Below are 22,288 nucleotides of genomic sequence, written 5' to 3'. Positions count from 1 at the left end.
CGGCGGCCCCCCAAATCACTGGCGGATTACGGGCACACCGAGCCTAAGCGAGGTGCCGAGTGGTGGGGCGAGGACCTTTTGGTTACTTTTGGGTCCTTCCAAAAGTGACCCGCTGTCAGAGCGGAACCCTAAGTGGCCGTTACCGCAGGAATGGATATGTACACAACACAACTGTGTTGACTGCCAGGCCGCCTTCGCGAGCAAGCCCGCTCCCACAGTTGGATCGTAGGGTGTCAGCTAGAGAAGTGTCGGCTGACAGGCAGCCATCGCAGGCAAGCCAGCTCCCACATTTGGAACTCGGGGGGTCAGCTAAATCACCAGATAAGCCCGACCCATATGGCAAGTAAGGTTGGCACCGACTTCGGCATTGCCCAGGTTGATGCCCAAGGCACTCAGCAAGGTATTAACGATGGGGTCGAGAATCGGCGACAACACATTCTGGATCAGCCCCACCACCGCCGTAGTGATAGTCGCCAACAACCCGGCGACCCCAGCCAACGCACCATTGGAGACAGTGCCGCTAGGCGGTGCGTAAGTCACCTGCAAGCCATTAAGCGTCGACACCAGGCTGCCGACGATATTGGCCGTGCCCGGCGCAAACTTGTAGGTGGGCGGCGCATTCATCTCGGCCACCGGCGCAAATACCATGGTGCTGGTTTGCCCGGCAATGGTGGAGTTGGCTTTCAACAGCAAACCGCCCCCCACATTCGGTGTACGGTTGGGACTGCACAGCAGCGTTAGAACGACACAGTAGCGCTCGCCAAAATCAATCAACCTCACCGGCTGCACATTGACTGCAGCCGAGGAAGAAAAAGCCGCCACCGGATCCACCGTACCGACCGCCAGGGTCGCCAGGGACGTGGTGGTTTTCACCGTCAAGGATTTAGAGGCCGGCGAGTCGCAATTGAAATCCGTGACATTGGTTTGCGCACTGCCGGCTTCAATGTAAATGGCCAGCGACGTCGTGACATCGACGTCAGCCACATTGCAGGCCACCAGGCACAACACCCCGCCAACCACCGCCGGCAGGTTGAGGTTCAACAACCCTTTGACCACCTGGGACACCGGCGTGCCCAGGCCCGTCAATATGGACGCCACGCCAGAGACCGCCTTGATGATTGGCGCCTGGACGGTCACCAACGTGCGCACTTGCGCGGTGCGTACAAAAATCTGATCGGTTGGCGGGGTATTCTGCAAGCCCTTCTTGGCCAATACAGGATTGCCAATCGCCGACAGCTGCGGCGGTTCGATGACCTTGGTCTGGATCGACACATTGCCCACCAACGGAATCGCGACCTGCGCCGCCGCACTCACCGCATTCTTGCTACTGGACAACTGCGCCACCGCTTCCAGCAGTTGAAACAACTGCACGTTGCTATTCAGCGCCGCTGTCGGCGTGCCGGTGGCGATGTCGACCAGGTCTCCCACCGTCAACAGCTTGCTGTTCGGCGCAATCGCTTGAATCGATATCACGTCATTGATGACCGCCGTGGCCGCCGCACCGTTTTTCTGCAAGACCTTCACCGCAGCGTCGATCAGTTGAGTCGCCGAGACCGCGGTACTGAGCAAGGCGTCATAGTCACCGGCCTTCACGTTCAGGTTGATCGCCAGTTGGTCCAGGTAACTGAGCAGGTTGACGTTGGTCTGCAGCAAACCGTTCCAACCCGCCGCCGTGAGCGACAGGTTACCGCCGAGCAGGTTGCCGATCACCAGGTTAAGCAGCGGGGATTTGCTTGAATCAACGCTGGCCAGGCTGCTGCGGATCGACAGCTGCGCCACGGGCGGCGGTGTCGCGGCGACGGCGGTGGCGCTCAAGTTGATTTGCGGGGTGATCGGCGCGCCGCTGAACAGGTTCCACAGGCCATTGGCAATACTGGTCAGGACGGTGCGCGAGGCCACCACGCGGATCGCGTCGCTCTTAGTGGCATCGGCGCTAAATACGCGGGTGTTGAGGGCATTGGTTGCCAGGGTGCCGCACGTCACCGCCAGGGTGTTGCCATTACCGACCACAAACCCGTTGCGCGCGGCATTTTGCGTGGCATAGGCGTTGGCCGTGGTGTTGGTACCGCACTGGCCACCCAGACCTGCCGCCTCCAACGCCGAGGTGTCGGCGACGGACTGCAACTTGCGCTTTTCCAAATACAAGCGCCCGCTATCGACCGCCAGCAACGTAAACACCAGGGCCAAGGCCAAGGTGCCTGCCGCCATCAAGCCAATTGCACCACGCTGCCTGGAGCCGAATCGGGGAGACATCGAAGCACTCCTGCGCTAACTCTCCGTTGCACTGGAGTGTAGACAAGGCTTCGGCAGGTTGCTGGCAACTCGCCACATTGGCGACTGGCGGAGGCGCCGTAAATGTCGGCCCCCTAATACAACTCAGCTAAGCGAACGCTATGCTCAACACACTGAAGATCAAATGTGGGAGCTGGCTTGCCTGCGAAAGCGGTAGGGCAGTCACTGAGGCAGTGACTGACACACCGCTTTCGCGAGCAAGCCCGCACAGGGGTGAGAGGGGGTGATCAGCGCGGCGGGTAGTTGGAGAGGATCTTGGTCACAGTGCTGCGGATGGCCTTGTTGCGATCCTCGGGGTTCGGCGTGCTGGCCATCATTTGCTCGTCGCTGCCGCGCCACACCAGCTTGCCGTCCTTGCCGTCGAGCAGGTCGATCTGGATGGTCGCCACTTTGTAGGTGATGTTGCGCGTTTCGTTGTACATCGGCGCGCCCCAGTAACCATTCCACGGGCCGCCCCAGGCACCGCCATAGTTGGTGGTGACTTGCTGCTGGCGGTCTTCGACGATCAGGTAGGCCTGTACATTCAGGTCAGCCTTGGTACCCGTCGCCGCAGGACGCAAACCGCGCTGATCCAGCTGTTCGCCCACGGCCTGGCGGATGCGTTGCTCGGTGAGGTCGCTCTTGATTCGCGGGTCATCGGGGCGATACTGCAACGCCGGGTCTTTCCAAGCCCAATTGCGGTAGGCGCCGAAGTCTCGGCTGGCGTCGAAATCGTGGTTGACCTGGTTGCTCTGGCAACCGCCCAGCAACATGACAACAGCAAGTGCAGCGATGCGACGAAGCATGGTGTTCTCCAAAAACAACGTGGGCTTGTAATGAGAATAGCTGCTAACTGGGCGGATAGGCAGCCATTGCCTTCTGCATCGCCTTGCGCAAACTATCGGCGCGTTCGCTCAGGCTGCCCTGGCTGGTGGTTTCGGCGCTGGTGCTCCACACCGGCTGGCGGGTGCGCGCATCGAACAGGCTGATACGCGCCACGGCCACGGTCACCTCATAGGTGCGCACCACCGGCACGCTGTTGTACATGCCGTAACCGTTGCCATAGCGGTTATAGCCGCCGTAACCGTAACCATAATCGTCCTGGACCTGGCGCAGGCGTTTTTCCAGGCGTACATCGGCGCTCACCAGCAGGTCAGGCGCACGCTTGTCATGCAAGGGGCGCAAGCCACGCTGGTCGAGAGCGCCGCTGACCGCCTCGGCAATCTGCGCCGAATCGGCCCAGGCCGTGCCCGCCGGCAACTGGCCGTTGAGCCAGCCCCAACTGCGGTAGGCGCCATAGTCGCGCACCGGCGCGGGGTAGGCGCTGGCATCAAAGGTGGTGGCCGCCTGGGCGGGCGCCGGTGGCATCGGTGCCGAACTGGCCACGTAAGGGTTGGGGCTCGAGCACGCCCCAAGCGCTAAAGACAACAGGATTAAACCGAGACGACGCATGTCGACCTCCCACGCTGGGCCGCTTAAACCGGGCGGCAGATCCAGTGCAAATATCGCCCAAGCCCGGCAAAGCTTGGGTGACGACGGTGAGCGAGCTCCATCTCCAACAAGTCCTGCAAGTTGGCGCGCGCCTGGAATTCCACCGGCATATAGTCGTGGAACACTCGCACGCCACTTTGGCTTTCGACCTGCCACAACCCTTCGAGTTGCGCCGCCAACTCCCGTGGGTCCAGGGGTTGTTGCGGCGTCAGGCTCTGCTTTTCGCCGGCCATGTCGTTCTTGCGCATTTTGCGGAAGTGGCCTTTGAGCAAGTTACGGTAAATCAACGCATCACGGTTGTAGAACGCCAGGGACAACCAGCCACCCGGCAGCGTCAGTTGGTGCAGCACCGGCAGGATGGCGTGGGGCTCGGCCAACCACTCCAGCACGGCGTGGCACAGCACCAGATCGTAAGGCTCGGTGAGTTGGCCGAGCAAGTCCTGCCACGGTGCATGAATAAAAGTCGCGCTTTGGCCCGCGTCGGCGAAGCGCTGGCGCGCCCCTTCAAGCATCGGCGCGGCGGGTTCGGCCAATGTCACCTCATGGCCCTGCTCCGCCAGCCACAACGACATATGCCCCAGGCCTGCACCGATATCCAGCACGCGCAGAGGCCGCTGCGGCAAGGCTTCCACCAGATCGGCCTGGAGCACCGCCAGGCGAATCGCGCCCTTGGCCCCGCCGTAGATCTTTTCGGCAAAGCGCGTGGCCAACTGGTCGAAATGACGATCACTCATGGGCAAACCGCCGTTCGCTATCGGCCAGCTTGGCGCGCACCACTTCGTTCATATCCAGGCCCAGTTCACTGCACAACAACAGCAGGTACAAGACGATATCGCCGACCTCCTGGCCCGCATGCGCGAGTTTATCGGCGGGCAGTTGGCGGGATTGGTCTTCGGTGAGCCATTGGAAGATCTCCACCAGCTCGGCCATTTCCACGCTGGCGGCCATGGCCAGGTTTTTCGGGCTGTGGAACTGCTTCCAGTCGTTGGTATCGCGGATGCGGTGCAGGCGTTCGGTGAGGTGTTCGAGGTTCATGCGGGGACTCCTGAATGGGTATAGCTTCAGGGGGATGCGGGATGAACGCAAGCCTCTGTAGGAGCGAGCTTGCTCGCGAAGAACCCCAAGACACCGCGTGCTTTCTGGCTGCACACGTTATCGTTGACGTTTTTCGCGAGCAAGCTCGCTCCTACACCTACAGTGAGGGCTAGTTGACGACGTTAAACTCGAGCCTGGCGGTTTGACCGGCTTCATCCAATACGCTGAGCTGATAGCGGCCCAGCCGTTCAAAGCTGGCATTGATGCTGTCCTGATTGGCGCTGTCGCCCAACGGCGCACCATTGAGGAACCACCAACGTCGGCCACTGCCGCCCAACGCAGAGATTTTCAGGCGCAAGGCTTGCTGACTGGCGGCGGGCAGGCGCAGTTGGTCGCCTTCGCGTACCCCCACGATGGACAACGGCGATGACGCGGCCAGCGCCGGTGGTGGGCAGTCCGGATCAGCCGCCGGGATGCGCGCTTCGCGGCGCTCGACCCTGGGCAACCAGGGCTCCAACGGCGCCGGCCAGAGGGCGATGTTTTGCGGGGTTGCGCCAGGGCAACGGACATCGACCCGCAAGCCTTTGGCGTTAACCCAGATGCTTTCCATCAAGCCCACGCTCAAGGGTTGATCCAATGCCTGCAAGGTCGGCGGCGTGGTGTTGTCCAAGGTCCAGGCAAAACGCTGGCGGCGGCAATTGGGGTCGCTGCGGCTCATGGGCTGGCCCAGCGGCCAACAGATCGCCGCCACGCCGATATTGGCCGGCACCGGTTTGACCGGCGCGCTGATGCCGCGCTGGCTGTCGCGGTTGGTCAGCACGTCATGCACCTGCAACATCAACGGCGCTGCCGACGCCAGGCCGAACTGCCCCGGTACCGGCGTGCCATCGGGCCGGCCGATCCATACGCCGATCAGATAACGCGGGCCCACGCCAATCGCCCAGGCATCGCGAAAGCCGTAACTGGTACCGGTTTTCCACGCCAGCACCGGGCGTTGGACCAACTCGGCGCGCGGGTCGCGGTCGGGCCGCGCCTGGCCGCTGAGGATGCGCCGCACAATCCATGCGGCGCCGGGCGACAGCAACGGCCGCTCCCTTAGCGTATCGTCCGGCTGTAACCGCAGAGTGGCGCTCTTGCCATCGCGGGCCAGGGCGCTGTAGCCGCTCACCAGATCTTCCAGGCGACTGCCCGCGCCGCCGAGGATCAGCGCCAGGTTCGGCTCGGCCAACGCCGGCAACGCCAACGGCATGCCACCGATGCGCATCTGTGCGGCAAAGCGCTTGGGCCCGTAGGCTTCCAGCAGTTGCACCGCCGGCAGGTTCAACGAGCTGGACAACGCCGTGCTCGCCGGCACCGCCCCGGTAAAGCCCATGGAAAAGTTGCCAGGGCGGTAATCGCCATAACGTCGAGGCACGTCCTGTAACAGCGATTCGGAGTGGATCAGGCCGTCATCCAACGCCATGCCGTAGAGGAAGGGCTTCAAGGTGGATCCGGGCGAACGCAGCGCGCTGATCATGTCCACATGGCCAAAGCGCTTGGTGTCATTGATATCCACCGACCCCAGGTAGGCGCGTACCGCCATGCTTTCTTCTTCCACCACCAGAATGGCCGCCGAGGTGTGTTCCGGCAGGCGTGCGCGCCAGCCCAACAGCAGGTCTTCGAGACGGCGTTGCAAGGTGGCATCCAGGGTGGTGCGGATCAGCGGCGGGCTGTCGGGGCGGTTCAAGCGGCGTGCCAGCAAGGGCGCCAGGCTTGGCTCCAGACGTGGGGCGAGCAACAGGGGTTCCTCCAGGGCTTCATCAACCGCCGATTGTGGCCACACCTGAAACTCGGCCAGGCGGCGCAGCACTTTGTCGCGGGCCTCCTGGGCGCGCTGCGGATGACGGTCCGGGCGCAAACGGCTCGGCGCCTGGGGCAACACCGCGAGCAACGCGGCTTCGGCGTGGGTCAGCTGTGACGGCGACTTGCCCAGGTACGCCCAGCTCGCCGCCGCCACGCCCTGCAGCGTGCCGCCGAAAGGCGCGCGGTTCAGGTACAGGTTGAGGATTTCGTCCTTGGACAGGTGCCACTCCAACTGCGCGGTACGCCACAGCTGGCGTAACTTGCCGTGCAGGGTGCGTGAGTGCGGGTCGAGCAAGCGCGCCACTTGCATCGACAAGGTGCTGCCGCCGGAGACCACCCGCGCGCCGCTCAGGTTTTGCCAGGTTGCCCGCACCAGCGCCAACGGGTTTACGCCGGGGTGCTGGTAGAACCAACGGTCTTCATAGGTGAGCAGCGCGTCGAGGTAATAAGGCGAAACTTCGCGGGTGTGTACCGGGTAGCGCCATACGCCATTGGCATCGGCAAATCGCCACAGGGGCGTGCCATCTTCGGCCAGCACCACTCGGGCCAGGTCGTCCTGGGGCAGGGGTAAGGGCCAGATGCGATCGGCCAGCCATAGCAGGGCAACCACCAACACCACACCACCCAAAGCCCAGCGCAATAACTGTGGGAGCGGGCTTGCTCGCGAACGCGGTGGGTCAGTTGGCAGAGATGTCACAGGCACGCCGCCTTCGCGAGCAAGCCCGCTCCCACATTGGACTGAGTACATCCGCAGGTGATTAAACTAAAACTCAAACGGGCAAACCTCTATGCTTGCAGGGAACTCGCCTGCGTTATCGACAACCAAAGGCACAGTTACGCCCACCTTCTCATCAGGACACGCACATGCAGGTAGAAAGCTTTTTCGAATGGTTGGGCCAGGCGCTCGGTTCCGTCATCCGTTTTATCGTCGACGGGCTCAGCGGTTTGTTCGGGGCCTTGACCCACGCCGGCGGCAACTTTATCGACGGCCTGTCACGCACCCTGGGCATGGACACGTCGATCATCAGCATCATCACCCTGATCGTCGGCCTGTTGTTCCTTTACTCGGCGGTACGCGCCTTTATGCGGGCCTCTATCATCGTGGGCATCATCTGGCTGATGCTGGGGCTGTGGTTGCTGAGCTGGGTCGTGCACTGACATTACAACCACTCGATTCTCCTCTGTAGGAGCGAGCTTGCTCGCGAAAAACTCACAGACGCCGCGTTAATCTAGGAAACCCGCGTTATCGTTGACGTTTTTCGCGAGCAAGCTCGCTCCTACAGTGGCTTTCAGCGGCCCTTGATCACCATATCCACTGGCGTCTCACCCACTGCCTGCCAGTTCGGCCGATACATCGACTCCACCTGCGGCGGCGGCACGCGGTAGGTTCCCGGTGTCACCGCACGCGCCAGGTACAGCAAGTGCGTGGTGCCATAGCCATCCAGATTCATCGCCGCCACATAGCGATCATCCCTGAACTCCTGATGCTTGAGCGAGGCATTCTGCATCGACTCACGCCACTCTTTCACTTGGCTGCTGGCGTTCTCAAGGCTCGCCGCGCTTTGGGCCAGGTTCTGGTTTTCCAGTTCCAGGCCGGCAGGCAACAGGTCAACCACCAGAGCATCCGGTACGCGTTGCTTGGCGCTGACCGCCAAGTGCACCAGTACCAGATCACCGCTGTTGAGGTTACGCAGGTTCAACGGCTGGCCGTTCATGCCCAGATATTCGCGGCGGATACTCAGGTTGTTGCCACCGGCCGCTGGCGGCACTTGTGGGTAACCCGAAACCGTCAATTGTTGGTACACCGGCGCTTCACCCTGATTGCTCAAGGCCAGGTCGCTGGACAACAACTTGCCGTCCAACTCCAACGTCGATTGCTGGTTGTTCAACTCACGCACACCGCCGCTGCCGGTGAGCGACACTTGCCAGTTCGTTTCCGGCTTGGCGAACCCGAGGCGCCCAGCCAGGAACAGCGAATTACGCTCCTGGGTAGACAGGTACGGGCTGGCCGCCAATTGGTCCGACAGGGTGAACAAACGCTCCTCGCGCTGGCCCTTGGCCAAGTCGTTCTCCTCCAGCAATGCCAGGATCATCGCCTGGTCGCGCAACGGGCTGCCGTAGTCAGCCAGCCACTCATTGGCATTGCGCTGCGCCGCCAACCCGGCCAACAACGCCTGATCCGCACGCGGCTGGTCACCCATTTTCTGCAGCGCAATGGCCAACTGCACCAGCGGCAAACCGGAGCGTGCGTCGCTGCGCCGTTCGAATAGGCTGCGCAACGCACCCAACGGCGCCTGCTGACTGCGCGCCAACACCATGCCGGCATAGGCCTGCACGGCAAACCGGGTGTGTTCGGCGTTGTCGCTGTACCCCACCTCGATCAGGTTACGTTCCTGCACATACCGCAACAGGCGCTCGCTGGCCTTCTTCAAGGCTTCAGGCGGTACGGCAAAACCCTGGTCGCGGGCGCGCAGCAGGAAGTCGGTGACATAGGCAGTCAGCCAATATTCTTCCTCGCCATCGGCGCCCCACAAACCGAAGCTGCCGTTGTAGCGCTGCATGCCCAGCAAGCGCTCGATGCCCAACTCGATCTTGCGCTTGCGCTCGGCATCCGGCTCGCCCTTGATGCTCAGGCGCTTGAGCAGCGCGTCGTCGGCGTACAGCGAGGGGTACAAGCCACTGGCGGTTTGCTCCAGGCAACCGTAGGGGTAAGCCTTGAGTGCACTGATCTGCGCGCCCAGGTTCAACGGCGGCCGGCTAGACAGGCTCAACAATGCCTCACGCCCCGAGGCATCGAATTGGTCCAGTGCGCCCGACGGCAAGCTCCACGGCTGATCCTTGAGCACGGCGCGGTAATGCTTGAGCAAGGCCGGGTACGCCGGGCGTACGCCCAAGGTCCATTCGCGGCTGAACGGCGGCAGGTTTTCACCCGGCAAGTCCAGGCCGTTGACGGTGACCGTGACCTTGCCCTGGCCGAGCCCGCCCCAGGCTTGTACCGGAATACGCAACGTGGTGCGCTGGCCTTGCTTGAGCTCAACCGACTGCGCGCCGCTGTTGACCAACTGCAACTGACCTTGCGCGGTCAATTGCACATCGAGCTTCTGGGCCTTGCCCGACAGGTTGGAGAGGTCCAGGGCCAAGGTGGTCTGGTCGCCTCCTGCCAGGAAGCGCGGTGCCGACAATTCGGCAATCAGCGGGGCGGCGATCACGGTCTTGCCTTCGGCCATGCCATAGCGGTCATCGCTCCAGGCTTGGGCCATCAGGCGCAGTTCGCCGTTGAAGTCGGGGATATTGACGCTGACTTCACCCTCGCCTTTCTCGTTCAAGGTCACCGGCGCGCTTTGCAGGGCGACGATGGTCACGCTGGTGTCCGGGCGCTTGCCGCCTTTGGCCAACGCCGCGTCGCCACCAAATGCCAGGCTGGCCAGACGGCCCTGGCCGGCTTCAATCAACTGGCCGTAGATGTCGAATTGGTCGACGCCATAGGCTTTGCGGCCAAACAGGCTGGCGTACGGATCGGGCGTTGGGTATTCAGTGATATTGAGGATGCCCACGTCTACCGCCGCCAGCAGTACGTGCACCTGTTGAGGCACACTGCCATCGGCGTTCTTGGCGGCAATCTTCACCGTCAGCGGTTGTTTGGGGCGCATTTTTTCTGGCGCGGTAAGGGTCAGGCCGAGTTTGCGCTGGGTGCGATCCAGCGGCAGGTGCAGCAAGCCCACGGCGCGTTTAGGCGTGATATTGGCTTTGCGCTCGCCGGGGCGAATGACCAGGGCGCTCACATACAGATCGTGGCGCGACCATTTCGGGTCGAGCTTCACCGCAAAGCTTTTGCCTTCGGCCGGCACGTCGATTTCCTGCCACCACAGCGGCCCTTCGGCAGACTCCACCAACAGGTAGCCTTTACCGGCCGCCGGTGGCGTGACGGTGACGTTGGCGGTGTCGCCATCGCCATAGGCGGGTTTGTCCAACGCCAGCTTGACCTGGTCGGGGCGCACGGCGCCGCCTTCGGTGTTGTCCTGGGCCTGGTAGCCGGCCCAGAAGCGCAGGCTGCTGACCAGCCCGGTCTGCGGGTCTTCAACCTCCACACGGTAAGGGCCCCACTCCACCTGGAAGCTGACCTTGGCGGTGTCGCCCGCCTTGATGTTCAGGCTCTGCTCATCGAGGTTGAGGAATTTCTCGTTGAAGTGGTAGCTCCAGCCGTCATTCTCCGAGTAGTTCCAGTAGTAGTCTCGGCGCTCACGCACCAGGCGCACCTTGAGGTCTTGCGCGGCCAGCTTCTGACCCTCCTGGTTGGCCACCAGCACTTCAAATTCCACCGGGCCATCGCCGTTGGTTTCCTTGCCGTCAAACAGGCCACGCAGGCCGGGCAGTTGCTCGGCCGGCCAGATCGGCTGCACCAGGCGCCGAGTGATCGGCCGCCCGCCGGACTCTTGCAGGCTGGCTTGCACGATCAGTTGCAACGGTGACTTGGCCTCGGCCCACTTGCTTTCCAGGGTCAGCGCTTGCTCGCCGTTAGCGTCGAGTACGCTTTCGTCCAGTTCGAAATCCTGGCTCAACTCTTCTTCGGTGACGGAACCGAACTGATAGCCCGGCAGAGATTTGACCGCCTCACGCAGCGGGCGCACATACACCTGGCCACTGACGCGGTTACCGGATGCGGGCGCGCCGTAGAGGTAACGACCGTTGACCTGGATGACCGGGTTTTCCTCTGGGCTCAGCGCCGTGTCACTGCCCTTGAGCTCCAGCGCCAGGCGCTCGGGCAGGAAGTCTTCAACGAGAAATTCATACAGTTGCGGCTTGCCGTCGCCGAGGTCGAACACCAACTGCCAACGCCCGGTCGGCGCTTCGCCAGACAGTTGCAAGGGGTATTGATACAGGCCGGACGCGTCGGCCTCCCACACGAACTTGCGGCTCACCTGTTCATCCGGGCGCCGCACTTCGACGCTCACCGGTTGCGGCTTCACCGCCTTGCCATCCTTGTCACGCAACAGCGCGTTGAGCAGCACGGTTTCGCCAGGGCGATACAGGTCACGCGGGCCGAACACAAAGAACTGCAACGGGTGGGACGGTTGCCCGCCGATATCGAACTCGGCCAGGTCCAGCGCGGCGCTGTCCAGGCGCAGCAGGCTGGTTTGCTCGCCCTGCTTGGCCAGTAACACCTGGGCTTTTTTCGGCAGCGGCAACTCGGCGTGGCCGCCGTCTTCGGTCTTGCCTTGGCCGAGCACGCGGCCTTCGGCATCAAGGATTTCCAGTTCGACGCCGTTCAGTGCCTTGCCGCCTTCCAGGGCCTGGGTAAACACATCCAGGCGATTGGCGTAGCGGTGCACCGACAGGCCGATATCGCTCAAGGTGAACAGGGTGGCCGGTTGCGAATAGTTGTAGGTGCCTGAAGCGCGCATCACCGCCAGGTACACGCCGGGTTGCTGCAGTTGTTTGAGGCCAGCAATCGGCAGCAACAGGGTTTCGCGAGTGTTGCGCGCCGGGTTCAGGTCGAAACGCCCGCCGTAGACCAGCTCGGCCATCGGCAGCAGTTCACGGGACTCATAGCTTTGCAGGCTGGTATTGCGCCCCCACTGCGCCAGGAACGACGGCAGGGATTCGGGTTTGATCCGGAAGAATTCCACGTCGATCTTGTCGACATTCAACGCGATCACCGGCAGGCCCTCGGCCAGGCGCGTCGGCAACAACGTGCCACGGCTGGCGAAGCCAACGGTGGCTTGCAGGTCGCGGGTTTCCAGGCGGGCGCTGTATTCGGCGGCGAGGCTGTTGCCGTTGACCGCCTTCACCCCGGCGTCCACGGTCAGCACCAGTTTGCGCTGCGGTTCAAGGTGGCGCAGGCGCAATTCCATGAGGTTATCGGACAGTTCCCAGGCGCCATCGACCTTGCCGGACGTGCTGTCTACCAAGTGCAGCTTGTCGGCGAATTTCTGATCGGGGTCCAAGGGGATGGAAAAACTCACCGACAAGGTGCTGGCCCCGTCCAACTGCACCTCGGACACGTCCACCACGCTCAGCTCACGCCTGGCATAACGCTGCTTGAGCGCTGCCACATCTACCGCGGCTTTCACCGGCTTCGGCGCTGCCGCCACGGTGTGCGCAGGCGGTGCGGCGGGTTTATCGGAAGAATCGCAAGCGCTCAGCAGGGCCAGCGCGCAGGCCAGGAACAGTCCTTTGTTAAGCATGGGGCACTCATAGTCAGAGGGAACCGAGGGGTGAACTATATATCAGCGCCGACCAAGCCGCTGCGGTGCCGGTCACATTGACCGACGGAGGGGCGGTTGGTTCTTGGTGGGCATGAAGCCGAGCCAAATCCCACAACCATTGGCGATCAAGATCAACATGTGGGAGTTGGCTTGCCTGCGATAGCCATCGGTATCTACACAAATTTGTAGCGCTCAACGGTAACTACGATGCGAAGCGAGCCGCTCTTGATCTTGCTCTTGATCTGCTTTTGATCTCAGGCGCCCCGTTAAACCACGCTGGCCGGAATTCGACAGGGATTTGGGGGGTAAACCGGCAGGGATGCCGGTTTAGCCGCCCCGCGCCATGGATGGCGCGTGGCGGCGGCCCCCCAAATCACTGGCGGATTACGGGCACACCGAGCCTAGGCGAGGTGCCGAGTGGTGGGGCAAGAGCCCTTTGGTTACTTTGGGGCTCTTTTCCAAAGTGACCCGCCGTCAGGCGGAACCCTAAGTGGCCGTTACCGCAGCAATGGATATATACCCAATCCAACTGTGTCGCCTGCCAGGCCGCCTTCGCGAGCAAGCCCGCTCCCACAGTAGGATCGAAGGGTGTCAGGTAGATAGGCGTCGGCTGGGAGGCCGCCATCGCAGGCAAGCCAGCTCCCACATTGGCCGGGTACAATGCCGCTCCCCCGAAGGAGACTGCATGTCCACCTTATTGACCGATTGGCGCCACCGCCCCACCCACCGCCGCGTCTGGGCCCTGGCCGCGCCGATGATCCTGTCGAATATCTCCGTGCCCTTGGTCGCCCTCGTAGACAGCATGGTCATCGGCCACCTGCCCCACGCCCACCAACTGGGCGCCGTGGCTGTCGGTGCCAGCCTGTATACCTTCCTCGCCTGGGCCATGGGCTTCCTGCGCATGGGCTCCACCGGGTTCGCCGCCCAAGCCGCCGGGCGCAACGATGGGGCGGCGTTGCGGCAGATCCTGTTGCAAGGCTTGTTGCTGGCGCTGGGCCTGGCAATGCTGCTGGGCACGGTGGGTATTCCCCTGAGCCACCTGGCCTTGGAATGGATGCAGCCCTCGCCCGAACTGAACCAACTGACCCGCGAGTTTTTCCACACCCGCCTGTTCGGCCTGCCCGCCGCCCTCGCCAGCTATGCACTGGTCGGCTGGTTCCTCGGCACCCAGAACGCGCGGGCGCCGTTGGCGATTTTGCTGACCACCAACCTGGTGAACATCGCGCTTAACCTGTGGTTTGTACTCGGCCTGGACTGGGGCGTGGTCGGCTCCGCCCGCGCCTCGGTAATCGCCGAGTGGACCGGCGCCCTGCTCGGCCTGGCGCTCACGCAAAAAGCCCTGCGTGCCTACCCCGGGCATATCGCTTGGGCCGCCTTGAAACTGTGGCAAAGCTGGCGCCCATTGCTGGCGGTCAACCGCGACATCTTCATCCGCAGCCTGGCACTGCAGTCGGTGTTCTTCATGATCACGGTGCAAGGCGCACGGTTGGGCGATGCCACCGTGGCAGCCAATGCGCTGCTGCTTAACGGCCTGTTACTGACGGCTCACGCATTGGATGGCTTGGCCCACGCGGTCGAAGCCCTCTGCGGCCACGCCATCGGCGCCCGTGACCGGCAAGCGTTACGGCGGTCATTGGTGGTGGCCTGCGGTTGGTCACTGATCGCCAGCGTCGGCTTCGCCCTGCTGTTCACCTTCGGCGGCCATCTGTTTATCGCCATGCAAACCGATATTCCCAGCGTGCGCGAAACCGCCGACATCTACCTGCCTTACCTCGCGGTATTGCCGTTGATTGCAGTGTGGAGTTATCTACTTGATGGCTTGTTTATCGGCGCAACGCGCGCGCGGGAGATGCGCAATGGAATGTTGCTGACGGTGCTGCTGGTACTGCCGGTTGCCTGGGCCTTGCAGGGGCTGGGCAACCACGGGTTGTGGATCACCTTCCTGCTGTTCATGGCGGTGCGCAGCCTGACGCTGTGGGCGATAGCCTGGCGCCTGAATCGGCAAGGACTGTGGCTGGGAACAACCTGAAGGAACGCAGACCCAATGTGGGAGCTGGCTTGCCTGCGATCGCGGTGTGTCAGCCCCTTAACTGTTGCCTGACACTCCGCCATCGCGGGCAAGCCCGCTCCCACATTTTTATTACGAGGACAGGTACGAAGAACGCGTCAGGCCCAGACGCAACGCATCCAGGAACTGGGTACGCTCGGACGCCGAGATCTTCGCGCTCGCGCACTTGTCACGGTAATGCGTCATCAACTCCTCCGGCGACAAGTGCACGTAGCGCAGCATGTCTTCGATGGTGTCGTGGGTCTCGATCCCGGCGCTGTACACCGAGCCGTCTTCACGCTGGTAGATGTTCACCGAGTCGGTATCACCGAACAGGTTGTGCATGTCGCCCAGGATTTCCTGATAGGCGCCGACCAGGAAGATACCCAGCAGGTAGTCTTCGCCTTCGTTCAAACCGTGAACCGGCAGGCTGGTCTCGATGCTCTGCTCGTCGACGTATTGCTTGATCTTGCCGTCGGAGTCGCAGGTCAGGTCTTGCAGCACGGCGCGGCGCAGCGGCTCTTCGTCGAGGCGGTGCAGCGGCAGAATAGGCAGGACCTGGCCGATAGCCCAGGTGTCCGGCAAGCTCTGGAATACCGAGAAGTTGCAGATGTACTTGTCGGCCAGCTTGTCGTTGAGTTCGTCCAGCACCTGGCGGTGCGAGCGCTGGCGGGCTTTCAACGAGTTGTGCAGGCGACGGCACACCGCGAAGTAGCACTGTTCGGCCAGGGCTTTTTCCGCCAGGGTCAGCTTGCCATCGGCGTACTGGGCCGCCACGTCGCTCATGTAGTGGGTGGCGCGCCAGTAGGTTTCGGTGACCATCTCGATGTCGGTCGGGCCCAGCAGGTCCACCAGCCATTGCACGGTTTCCGGCAGGCTTTCCTTGTTTTCAATGGTCGGGATTTCGTCGTTGTGCTTCTCGACGTCCGTCACCTGCACCACCAGCATGGCGTGGTGAGCGGTCAGGGAGCGACCGCTTTCAGAGAAGATGTTCGGGTGCGGCAGGCTCTGCGCGTCGCAGAATTCCTTGAGCATACCCACCACCACGCCGGCGTAGTCGTCCATGTCGTAGTTGATCGAACTGGCGTTGCGCGAGTGGGTACCGTCGTAGTCCACGCCCAGGCCACCGCCAACGTCGATGTGGTCCACCGGCAGGCCGAGGTTGCGCAGTTCGCCGTAGTAACGAATGGCTTCCTTGAACCCGTGCTGGTAGTCGGCCAGGTTGGCGATCTGCGAGCCCATATGGAAGTGCAGCAATCGGATGCCCTGGTCCAGGCCGGCCGCGCGGAAGCGCTCGACCACCGACAGCAGCTGCGCCGCCGACAGACCGAATTTTGATTTTTCGCCACCGGTGTCGGCCCACTTGCTCGATGCCAGGGACGACAGGCGCACACGCAGGCCCACCTGCGGCTTGACCTTGAGGCTCGCCGCCTCTTCGATCACCAGCCCTACCTCGGACTCTTTCTCGATCACGATGAACACGTTGTGGCCGAGCTTCTGGCCCATCAGCGCCAGGCGGATGAACTCACGGTCTTTGTAACCGTTGCAGACGATGGTGCCGCCCTTCGGCGCCAGGGCCAGCACGGCCAGCAGCTCAGGCTTGGAGCCGGCTTCCAGGCCGATGGAGACGTTCTGGGTAGCAATGATGTTCTCGATCACTGCTTCCTGCTGGTTCACCTTGATCGGGTACAGCGCGGTGTACTTGCTCTGGTATTCCAGGCGCTCGATGTTGGCATCGAAGGCACCGGTCAATTGGCGCACGCGGTCTTGCAGGATATCGGGGAAGCGCACCAGCAGCGGCAACGACAGGCCGCTTTTGCGCAACTCATCGACTTGCTCGTACAGGTCGACGGGCGTGCTGTTCGGGCCGTTCGGACGAACTTCTACGCGACCGGCTTCATTGATCGCGAAATACCCGGCCCCCCAATGGCGAATCCCGTAAACACTGCGGCTGTCCGCAACTGTCCATTGGCTGCCATCGTCTTTGCGTGTGCGTCGTACGGACATCGAAGTCCCCTATAAATGAAGGCGAAGGCGCCACCTCTCGTTCGAGGCTGGCGCAGTCTAAAGAATGAAAATGACGATTTGCCTGCAAGGGAAGTAGACCCCACTGGCAGGACAGAGTTTAGCCACAGGTTGGGAAGAGGCTTTCAGCCGCCGGACTTCTTGGCCTTGTACCCGAGCTTGATCAGCTCGGCCAACAGCAACTCGACGTGATCGCCCTGGATCTCGATGACCCCGTCTTTCAACGCGCCACCGGTGCCACAACGCTTTTTCAGCGAGGTGGCCAATTCCTTCAGGGCCTCTTCAGCCAGGGGCACGCCGGTGATGGTGGTCACCGTCTTGCCGCCACGGCCTTTGCTCTCGCGACGCACGCGGGCAATACCGTCGCCTTCGGGGATCAGGGTCTGTTTGCAGGTGCACGAATCCACGGGCTGACGACAGTCCGGGCAGTGTCGACCTGCGTCGGTGGAAAATACCAGGCCACCAAGGGCGGCGAAGGATGCGGCTTTTTTGGCCACCGGCAATCCTCTTGGGAGGATGAAGACTGATCGGCGCCGCACAAGGCAGTAACCGACCGCGAAGCCCCACTCAGGCAGGGGCAGCGCTACCGAACCGTCAAAGTAACATCCACTGTAGGAGCAAGCTTGCTCGCGAAGAGCGTCAACGATAACGCGGGCATTCAGGCAGCACGCGGTGTCTTGGCGTTTTTCGCGAGCAAGCTCGCTCCTACAGGGTGAAACAATAGCGGTTCGGGTGAAAAGGCGCGCAGTGTAACGGCAAAAAGCAAAGTTGCTAAGAGCCAAATGGCGCCAATTTATGCAACTTTAGCGACGTGAGTCGAGATAGCGCCGCAAGCCCTCTTGGGCGTCCGGGCAATAAGGCTTTTGCTCGGCCTCTGCAAGCACCGCTTCGATGGTTAGAAAACGCGCTTCCATGACCTCTTCAGGCTGCAAGCACAGCGGGCCGTCCCAGACGGCAGAGTAGGAAGTACACCAAAGACGGCTGTCGCCATCTTCAAAGTAAAAATGATCGTGCTCGAGCAGCTCCACGCCACTCACGCCCAGCTCTTCGGCCAATTCCCGCTGTGCCGACAGGGCATAGCTTTCTCCCGCCGCCACCATCCCGCCCGCCGCCGTATCCCAGAACCCCGGATACAGGGCTTTACTCAGCGTGCGCCGGTGCACACACAGCTCGCCTCTGGAATTGAACAGGAAGATAAAAGTGCAGCGGCCAATCAAGCCGCGCTGGCGCAGGTCGGACCTGACCAGGTGGCCGAGCAGGTGGTCCTGCTCGTCGACCCAGCAGATCAGTTCAGCATCGGAAGCCGCTCGGTGTGCGGCCTCCTTTTGAGTAGCGTCCATCATCAACCCTGGTTGAGGAGCTGACGCAAGTCGATCACTGCAGCGTTTGCCCGGGAAATGTAGTTGGCCATCACCAGCGAATGGTTCGCCAGTACGCCGAAGCCACTGCCATTAAGAATCATAGGACTCCAAACCGGTTCCTGCGAGGCCTCCAGCTCACGAATGATCTGGCGCACGCTGACGGTGGCGTTTTTCTTGGCCAGTACGTCGGCAAAGTCGACTTCGATGGCACGCAACAGATGGGACAGAGCCCACGCCTGGCCGCGCGCTTCGTAGAACACGTTGTCGATTTGCATCCATGGGGTTTCCACCACTTCTTCATCAACCTGCGGCACTTCACCCGGCGCCAGCGCCTCGGTTTTCAGCGCCGTGTTCAGCTTGACCCGGCCCACGCTGGCCGACAGGCGCTGGGACAACGAGCCCAAACGGGTGGCCACATCGCCCAGCCAGTTGTTGAGGTTGTCAGCACGCGCATAAAACAGCGCGCCGCGCTGGTTCGGGTCAGACAGGCGCGCTTCGTAGCGGCTCAGGGAGTTGATGCCTTCCTGGTATTCCGACTCACTGGACGGCAGCACCCAGCTCTTGTTATCGAAGTTGAAGCGCGGCTCGGCCTTGGCCAGGTCCGCGTCTTCAGCCGACTGCGACTGGGAGCGGGCAAAGTCTTTACGCAGGGCACGGGTGAGGTCACGCACCTGCACCAGCACGCCATATTCCCAGCTCGGCATGTTGTCCATCCACAAGCCCGGCGGGAAACGGTCGTTGGAAATATAACCGCCCGGTTTGTTCAGCAAGGTGCCGACCACGGTCTTGAGGGTTTCGACGGTGGTGTAGCCCACCACTATCTGCTTGCCTTCCTTCTCAGCGGCAAGCTGGGCGGTTTGCTGGACCGGAAACAGCGCCGGCTCCTGGCTCCAGTACCAACCCAGGCCACCGGTGACCAGCAGGTACAAGCCGATGATGCTGAGCAAAGCTCGGCTCATCAGCAGGTTGCGAAAATAGCTGCGGTTGGCCGACTTGGGCTCAGGGGCGGGGCCTTTGGCACTGCCTTCGCGGTTTTTCCAGTCCAGCATGGCGATATCCTTTCAATCCCTTGAGTTCATGCACGTCAATTGTCCGGGTGCGTTCAGACATTCCGACCACAACCCTACCCCATCGTGCCCATCGGTGCGGGGCTTTTACACGAAAGTGGCGCACCGGGCCGCTTGGACTATAAAGGATGCACACCTTTTACGCTGGGCGACCAGCCGGTCAATAACTGAATCTCTGGCATGCAGACTTAATTGACGTATGACACTCATCTATCAGAAAAGAGGTGCTAGCATAGCGCCATCAGTCGACCTCAGCATGCACCCTCACAGTAGTCAGGATATGACCGAGTCAGAAGACCCCAGCCGCGAGCGTCTCAAGCAGCACTTTGCCCAGCGGGTAATTCATCAGGCACGTCAAATTCTTGAGATCTGGCAGCGCCTGCAGCGCAGCGAGTGGTCGAACGCCGACTTTTCCGAACTCAGCGAAGCCAACCTGCGCCTGCAGCGCTTCGCCGAACGCTTCGAACAGCCCGAACACACGCAACTGGCACGGCATATCAGTGAATCCCTGCAAGCCGTGGACGAGAACCGTGGCCGCCTGAGCAGCCAACTGATCACTGAGCTCAACCGCTTGATGCAACGCCTGTCCCGCACCGGCCTGCGCCAGGGCGACCAGCTTGAGCAAACCTTCCTGCCACCGATGCGCAAGCCGATCTACGTGATGCTCGCCGACCATGACCGCGCCGAGCGCCTGGCCAAGCAGCTCGAATTCTTTGGCATGAGCGCCCACGCTCTGGACAGCGTCGCCGCCTTTCGCGCGGCCATGGCCGAGCGTTTGCCGTCGGCGATCGTGATGGACGTGGACTTCTGCGGCACAGGCCTGGGCCTGAAGCTCGCCGCAGAAGCCCAAGAGGGCCTGGAGCACAAGCTGCCGCTGTTGTTTTTCAGCCTGCACGAAACCGACACCCCGACGCGCCTGGCCGCCGTGCGCGCCGGTGGCGAAGAGTTCCTGACCGGCACCCTGGAAGCTTCAAGCCTGCTGGAAAAGATCGAAGTGCTGACCTGCGCGGCCCAGTACGAACCATATAAAGTGCTGATCATCGACGACTCGCGGGCCCAGGCGCTGCACACCGAACGCCTGCTCAACAGTGCCGGGATTATCACCCGCACCTTGATCGAACCGATCCAGGCCATGGCCGAGCTGGCGGATTTCCAGCCCGACCTGATCATCCTCGACATGTACATGCCTGCCTGTACCGGCACCGAACTGGCCAAGGTGATTCGCCACAACGACCGCTACGTCAGCGTGCCGATCATCTACCTGTCGGCTGAGGACGACCTGGATAAACAGCTGGATGCGATGAGCGAGGGCGGTGACGATTTCCTCACCAAACCGATCAAGCCGCGTCACCTGATCACCACTGTGCGTAACCGTGCCTCGCGTGCGCGCAACTTGAAGGCACGGATGGTGCGCGACAGCCTCACCGGGCTGTACAACCACACGCATATCCTGCAACTGCTCGAAGATTGCAGCTTCCGCGCCCGCCGCGAGAACAAGCCTCTTAGCTTTGCCATGCTCGATATCGACCACTTCAAGCGCGTCAATGACAGCCACGGCCACCCGATGGGCGACCGGGTGATCAAGAGCCTGGCACTGTTTCTCAAGCAGCGTTTGCGCAAGACCGATTACATCGGCCGCTACGGCGGTGAAGAGTTCGCCATCGTGATGCCCGACACCGACCTGGAATCGGCCTGCAAGGTGCTGGACGACATTCGCCGGCGCTTTGCAGAAATCCACTACCCCGCCCAACCGCAGGATTTGTGGTGCACCTTCAGCGCCGGCCTGGTGGAGCTGTGCGACGATTCCGACAGCCTGATGATGGCTGCTCAGGCTGACGAAGCGCTGTACCGCGCCAAGGACGCCGGACGCAACCGCGTGCAAGCCGCTCGCACATCAAAGCAAAGTGCCATCTTTTCACCAGAATCCACCGATTCGGTCATAACGCTGTAATACAAACGCAATAAATTCAGGCGCTTATCTCTTGCCGTCGGTTGAAACCCCGCATGCGCCTGAAGCTGCTGACCAATCTCAATACCCTTCTGCTGGTGGCCGTGTGCCTGGCGCTCGGGGCGACGCTGTGGTGGTCGCAACGGGCACTGGAGCGCCCGTACTTGTTGATGGAGCGCTACCTGGGTTTGTCCCAGGTCTTTCAAAACCAGGCTGCCCGTAACATCGAGGACTACTTGGCCAGCGGCGATGCCCTGCGCCTGAGCAGTGCCACCCAGAGCCTGGAAAGCCTGCAACTGCAGCTAGCGCAACTGCCGCCCGAATTGGCGCAAAACCTGCGCCCCAGCCTTATGGACCTGGAGACCTTCAGCAAGACCGACCTGTTGGCCGCCGGTAAATTGGCTGGCGACCCGCAAGCCCTGTTGCTGCAAGCCGAACGTGAACTGGGCGCGAACCTGGAACAACTGAGCCAGTACGCCAGCGGCATCAATTCTGCGGAGGCTGCGCGTTATATGCCGCCATTGCTCGCCGCCTCGCAGCATCTGGGCAAACTGTCCCTGGCCCGCGACAAGCTGGTGAGCAGCGGGCGCGCCGAGTTGGCTGCGGATGTCGAGCGCGAAGTGACCCACCTGAGAACCCAGGCCGACCTGCTCGTGCAACTGCCCTTATTGGGAATAAAGGCCAGCGCAGAATCCAACACCGACGATTTTTCCGCGTTGATGGGCCTGGAAAACACCGAAAAAACCGAAGCCCAGGACACCGGCGTTGACCTCAAGCGCGAGCTCAACAGCCTGTTGACCCGCTACCCCGCCGAGCTGCAGCGCACCCGTGAGCAGATTCAGCAACGCACTGACCTTGCCGCCAGCACCCACCTGAAAATCACCAACGTGCAACAAGCCATCGCCGGCCTCGAACCCGTGGTGCGCGCGCAACATGCGAAGATTCAGGGCGAAGTGCGCGTGATACAAGGCGTGATGATTGGCCTGATCCTGCTG

General features: G+C 62.0%; 14 protein-coding genes. 3 read left to right on the top strand and 11 right to left on the bottom strand.

Going from position 1 to position 22,288, the window contains the following annotated elements; genetic code table 11:
- Window positions 1-309: 309 nt before the first annotated feature.
- From MF6394_RS25540 to pbpC, 6 genes are all read right to left on the bottom strand, one after another.
- On the bottom strand, window positions 310-2,253 hold the full coding sequence (locus tag MF6394_RS25540) for a pilus assembly protein TadG-related protein (RefSeq protein WP_078467819.1): 1,944 nt from the start codon (window positions 2,251-2,253) through the stop codon (window positions 310-312).
- 266 nt (window positions 2,254-2,519) lie between these two features.
- Window positions 2,520-3,077, bottom strand: coding sequence for a DUF4136 domain-containing protein (locus MF6394_RS25535; protein ID WP_069558855.1), 558 nt, complete (start codon window positions 3,075-3,077; stop codon window positions 2,520-2,522).
- 43 nt (window positions 3,078-3,120) lie between these two features.
- On the bottom strand, window positions 3,121-3,723 hold the full coding sequence (locus tag MF6394_RS25530; protein ID WP_078467818.1) for a DUF4136 domain-containing protein: 603 nt from the start codon (window positions 3,721-3,723) through the stop codon (window positions 3,121-3,123).
- A 23-nt stretch (window positions 3,724-3,746) separates the two neighbouring features.
- Window positions 3,747-4,496 (bottom strand): methyltransferase, encoded by a 750-nt coding sequence (locus MF6394_RS25525; protein ID WP_003188212.1) that lies wholly within the window; start codon window positions 4,494-4,496, stop codon window positions 3,747-3,749.
- Window positions 4,489-4,797 carry a MazG-like family protein gene (locus MF6394_RS25520; RefSeq protein WP_003188211.1) on the bottom strand — a complete coding sequence of 103 codons (309 nt, stop codon included), beginning with the start codon at window positions 4,795-4,797 and terminating at the stop codon, window positions 4,489-4,491. Before MF6394_RS25520 ends, MF6394_RS25525 begins: the two co-directional genes overlap by 8 nt.
- A gap of 169 nt (window positions 4,798-4,966) precedes the next feature.
- The gene (gene pbpC, locus MF6394_RS25515) at window positions 4,967-7,279 is read right to left on the bottom strand and encodes a peptidoglycan glycosyltransferase PbpC (RefSeq protein ID WP_078467817.1); all 2,313 of its coding nucleotides are present in this window, start codon (window positions 7,277-7,279) and stop codon (window positions 4,967-4,969) included.
- Between the two features lie 224 nt (window positions 7,280-7,503).
- Here pbpC and MF6394_RS25510 point away from each other — a divergent pair, with 224 nt between their 5' ends.
- On the top strand, window positions 7,504-7,797 hold the full coding sequence (locus tag MF6394_RS25510) for a hypothetical protein (protein WP_003188208.1): 294 nt from the start codon (window positions 7,504-7,506) through the stop codon (window positions 7,795-7,797).
- Window positions 7,798-7,928: 131 nt separating this feature from the next.
- Here the strand turns inward: MF6394_RS25510 and MF6394_RS25505 are convergent, their stop codons facing one another.
- Window positions 7,929-12,824 carry an alpha-2-macroglobulin family protein gene (locus tag MF6394_RS25505; RefSeq protein ID WP_078467816.1) on the bottom strand — a complete coding sequence of 1,632 codons (4,896 nt, stop codon included), beginning with the start codon at window positions 12,822-12,824 and terminating at the stop codon, window positions 7,929-7,931.
- 706 nt (window positions 12,825-13,530) lie between these two features.
- Between MF6394_RS25505 and MF6394_RS25495 the strand changes: the two genes are divergently transcribed.
- The gene (locus MF6394_RS25495; RefSeq protein WP_078467815.1) at window positions 13,531-14,874 is read left to right on the top strand and encodes an MATE family efflux transporter; all 1,344 of its coding nucleotides are present in this window, start codon (window positions 13,531-13,533) and stop codon (window positions 14,872-14,874) included.
- A 111-nt stretch (window positions 14,875-14,985) separates the two neighbouring features.
- On the opposite strand, the gene speA is transcribed toward MF6394_RS25495, so the two are convergent.
- From speA to MF6394_RS25475, 4 genes are all read right to left on the bottom strand, one after another.
- Window positions 14,986-16,899: an arginine decarboxylase gene (speA, locus tag MF6394_RS25490; protein ID WP_003188203.1), complete on the bottom strand. Its 1,914-nt coding sequence runs from the start codon at window positions 16,897-16,899 to the stop codon at window positions 14,986-14,988.
- A gap of 143 nt (window positions 16,900-17,042) precedes the next feature.
- Entirely contained in the window at window positions 17,043-17,414 is a 372-nt protein-coding gene (locus MF6394_RS25485; protein ID WP_003188201.1) for a translation initiation factor Sui1, read from the bottom strand.
- A 306-nt stretch (window positions 17,415-17,720) separates the two neighbouring features.
- Entirely contained in the window at window positions 17,721-18,257 is a 537-nt protein-coding gene (locus tag MF6394_RS25480; RefSeq protein WP_078467814.1) for an NUDIX hydrolase, read from the bottom strand.
- Window positions 18,258-18,259: 2 nt separating this feature from the next.
- Window positions 18,260-19,327 carry a DUF2333 family protein gene (locus MF6394_RS25475; protein ID WP_032893759.1) on the bottom strand — a complete coding sequence of 356 codons (1,068 nt, stop codon included), beginning with the start codon at window positions 19,325-19,327 and terminating at the stop codon, window positions 18,260-18,262.
- Between the two features lie 298 nt (window positions 19,328-19,625).
- Between MF6394_RS25475 and MF6394_RS25470 the strand changes: the two genes are divergently transcribed.
- On the top strand, window positions 19,626-21,296 hold the full coding sequence (locus tag MF6394_RS25470; protein ID WP_019818274.1) for a response regulator: 1,671 nt from the start codon (window positions 19,626-19,628) through the stop codon (window positions 21,294-21,296).
- Window positions 21,297-22,288 lie beyond the last annotated feature (992 nt).

Source organism: Pseudomonas sp. MF6394 (assembly GCF_002018845.1).
GTDB classification, from domain to species: Bacteria; Pseudomonadota; Gammaproteobacteria; order Pseudomonadales; family Pseudomonadaceae; genus Aquipseudomonas; species Aquipseudomonas lactis.
The sequence above is the reverse complement of the archived record's forward strand: the minus strand, read 5'-3'. Positions and strand labels throughout refer to the sequence as shown.

Excerpts from the sequence above, each read along its gene's own strand:
- MF6394_RS25540 (WP_078467819.1), bottom strand. The coding sequence starts at position 2,253 with ATGTCTCCCCGATTCGGCTCCAGGCAGCGTGGTGCAATTGGCTTGATG.
- MF6394_RS25535 (WP_069558855.1), bottom strand. The coding sequence starts at position 3,077 with ATGCTTCGTCGCATCGCTGCACTTGCTGTTGTCATGTTGCTGGGCGGT.
- MF6394_RS25530 (WP_078467818.1), bottom strand. The coding sequence starts at position 3,723 with ATGCGTCGTCTCGGTTTAATCCTGTTGTCTTTAGCGCTTGGGGCGTGC.
- MF6394_RS25525 (WP_003188212.1), bottom strand. The coding sequence starts at position 4,496 with ATGAGTGATCGTCATTTCGACCAGTTGGCCACGCGCTTTGCCGAAAAG.
- MF6394_RS25520 (WP_003188211.1), bottom strand. The coding sequence starts at position 4,797 with ATGAACCTCGAACACCTCACCGAACGCCTGCACCGCATCCGCGATACC.
- MF6394_RS25510 (WP_003188208.1), top strand. The coding sequence starts at position 7,504 with ATGCAGGTAGAAAGCTTTTTCGAATGGTTGGGCCAGGCGCTCGGTTCC.
- MF6394_RS25505 (WP_078467816.1), bottom strand. The coding sequence starts at position 12,824 with ATGCTTAACAAAGGACTGTTCCTGGCCTGCGCGCTGGCCCTGCTGAGC.
- MF6394_RS25495 (WP_078467815.1), top strand. The coding sequence starts at position 13,531 with ATGTCCACCTTATTGACCGATTGGCGCCACCGCCCCACCCACCGCCGC.
- speA (WP_003188203.1), bottom strand. The coding sequence starts at position 16,899 with ATGTCCGTACGACGCACACGCAAAGACGATGGCAGCCAATGGACAGTT.
- MF6394_RS25480 (WP_078467814.1), bottom strand. The coding sequence starts at position 18,257 with ATGGACGCTACTCAAAAGGAGGCCGCACACCGAGCGGCTTCCGATGCT.
- MF6394_RS25475 (WP_032893759.1), bottom strand. The coding sequence starts at position 19,327 with ATGCTGGACTGGAAAAACCGCGAAGGCAGTGCCAAAGGCCCCGCCCCT.
- MF6394_RS25470 (WP_019818274.1), top strand. The coding sequence starts at position 19,626 with ATGACCGAGTCAGAAGACCCCAGCCGCGAGCGTCTCAAGCAGCACTTT.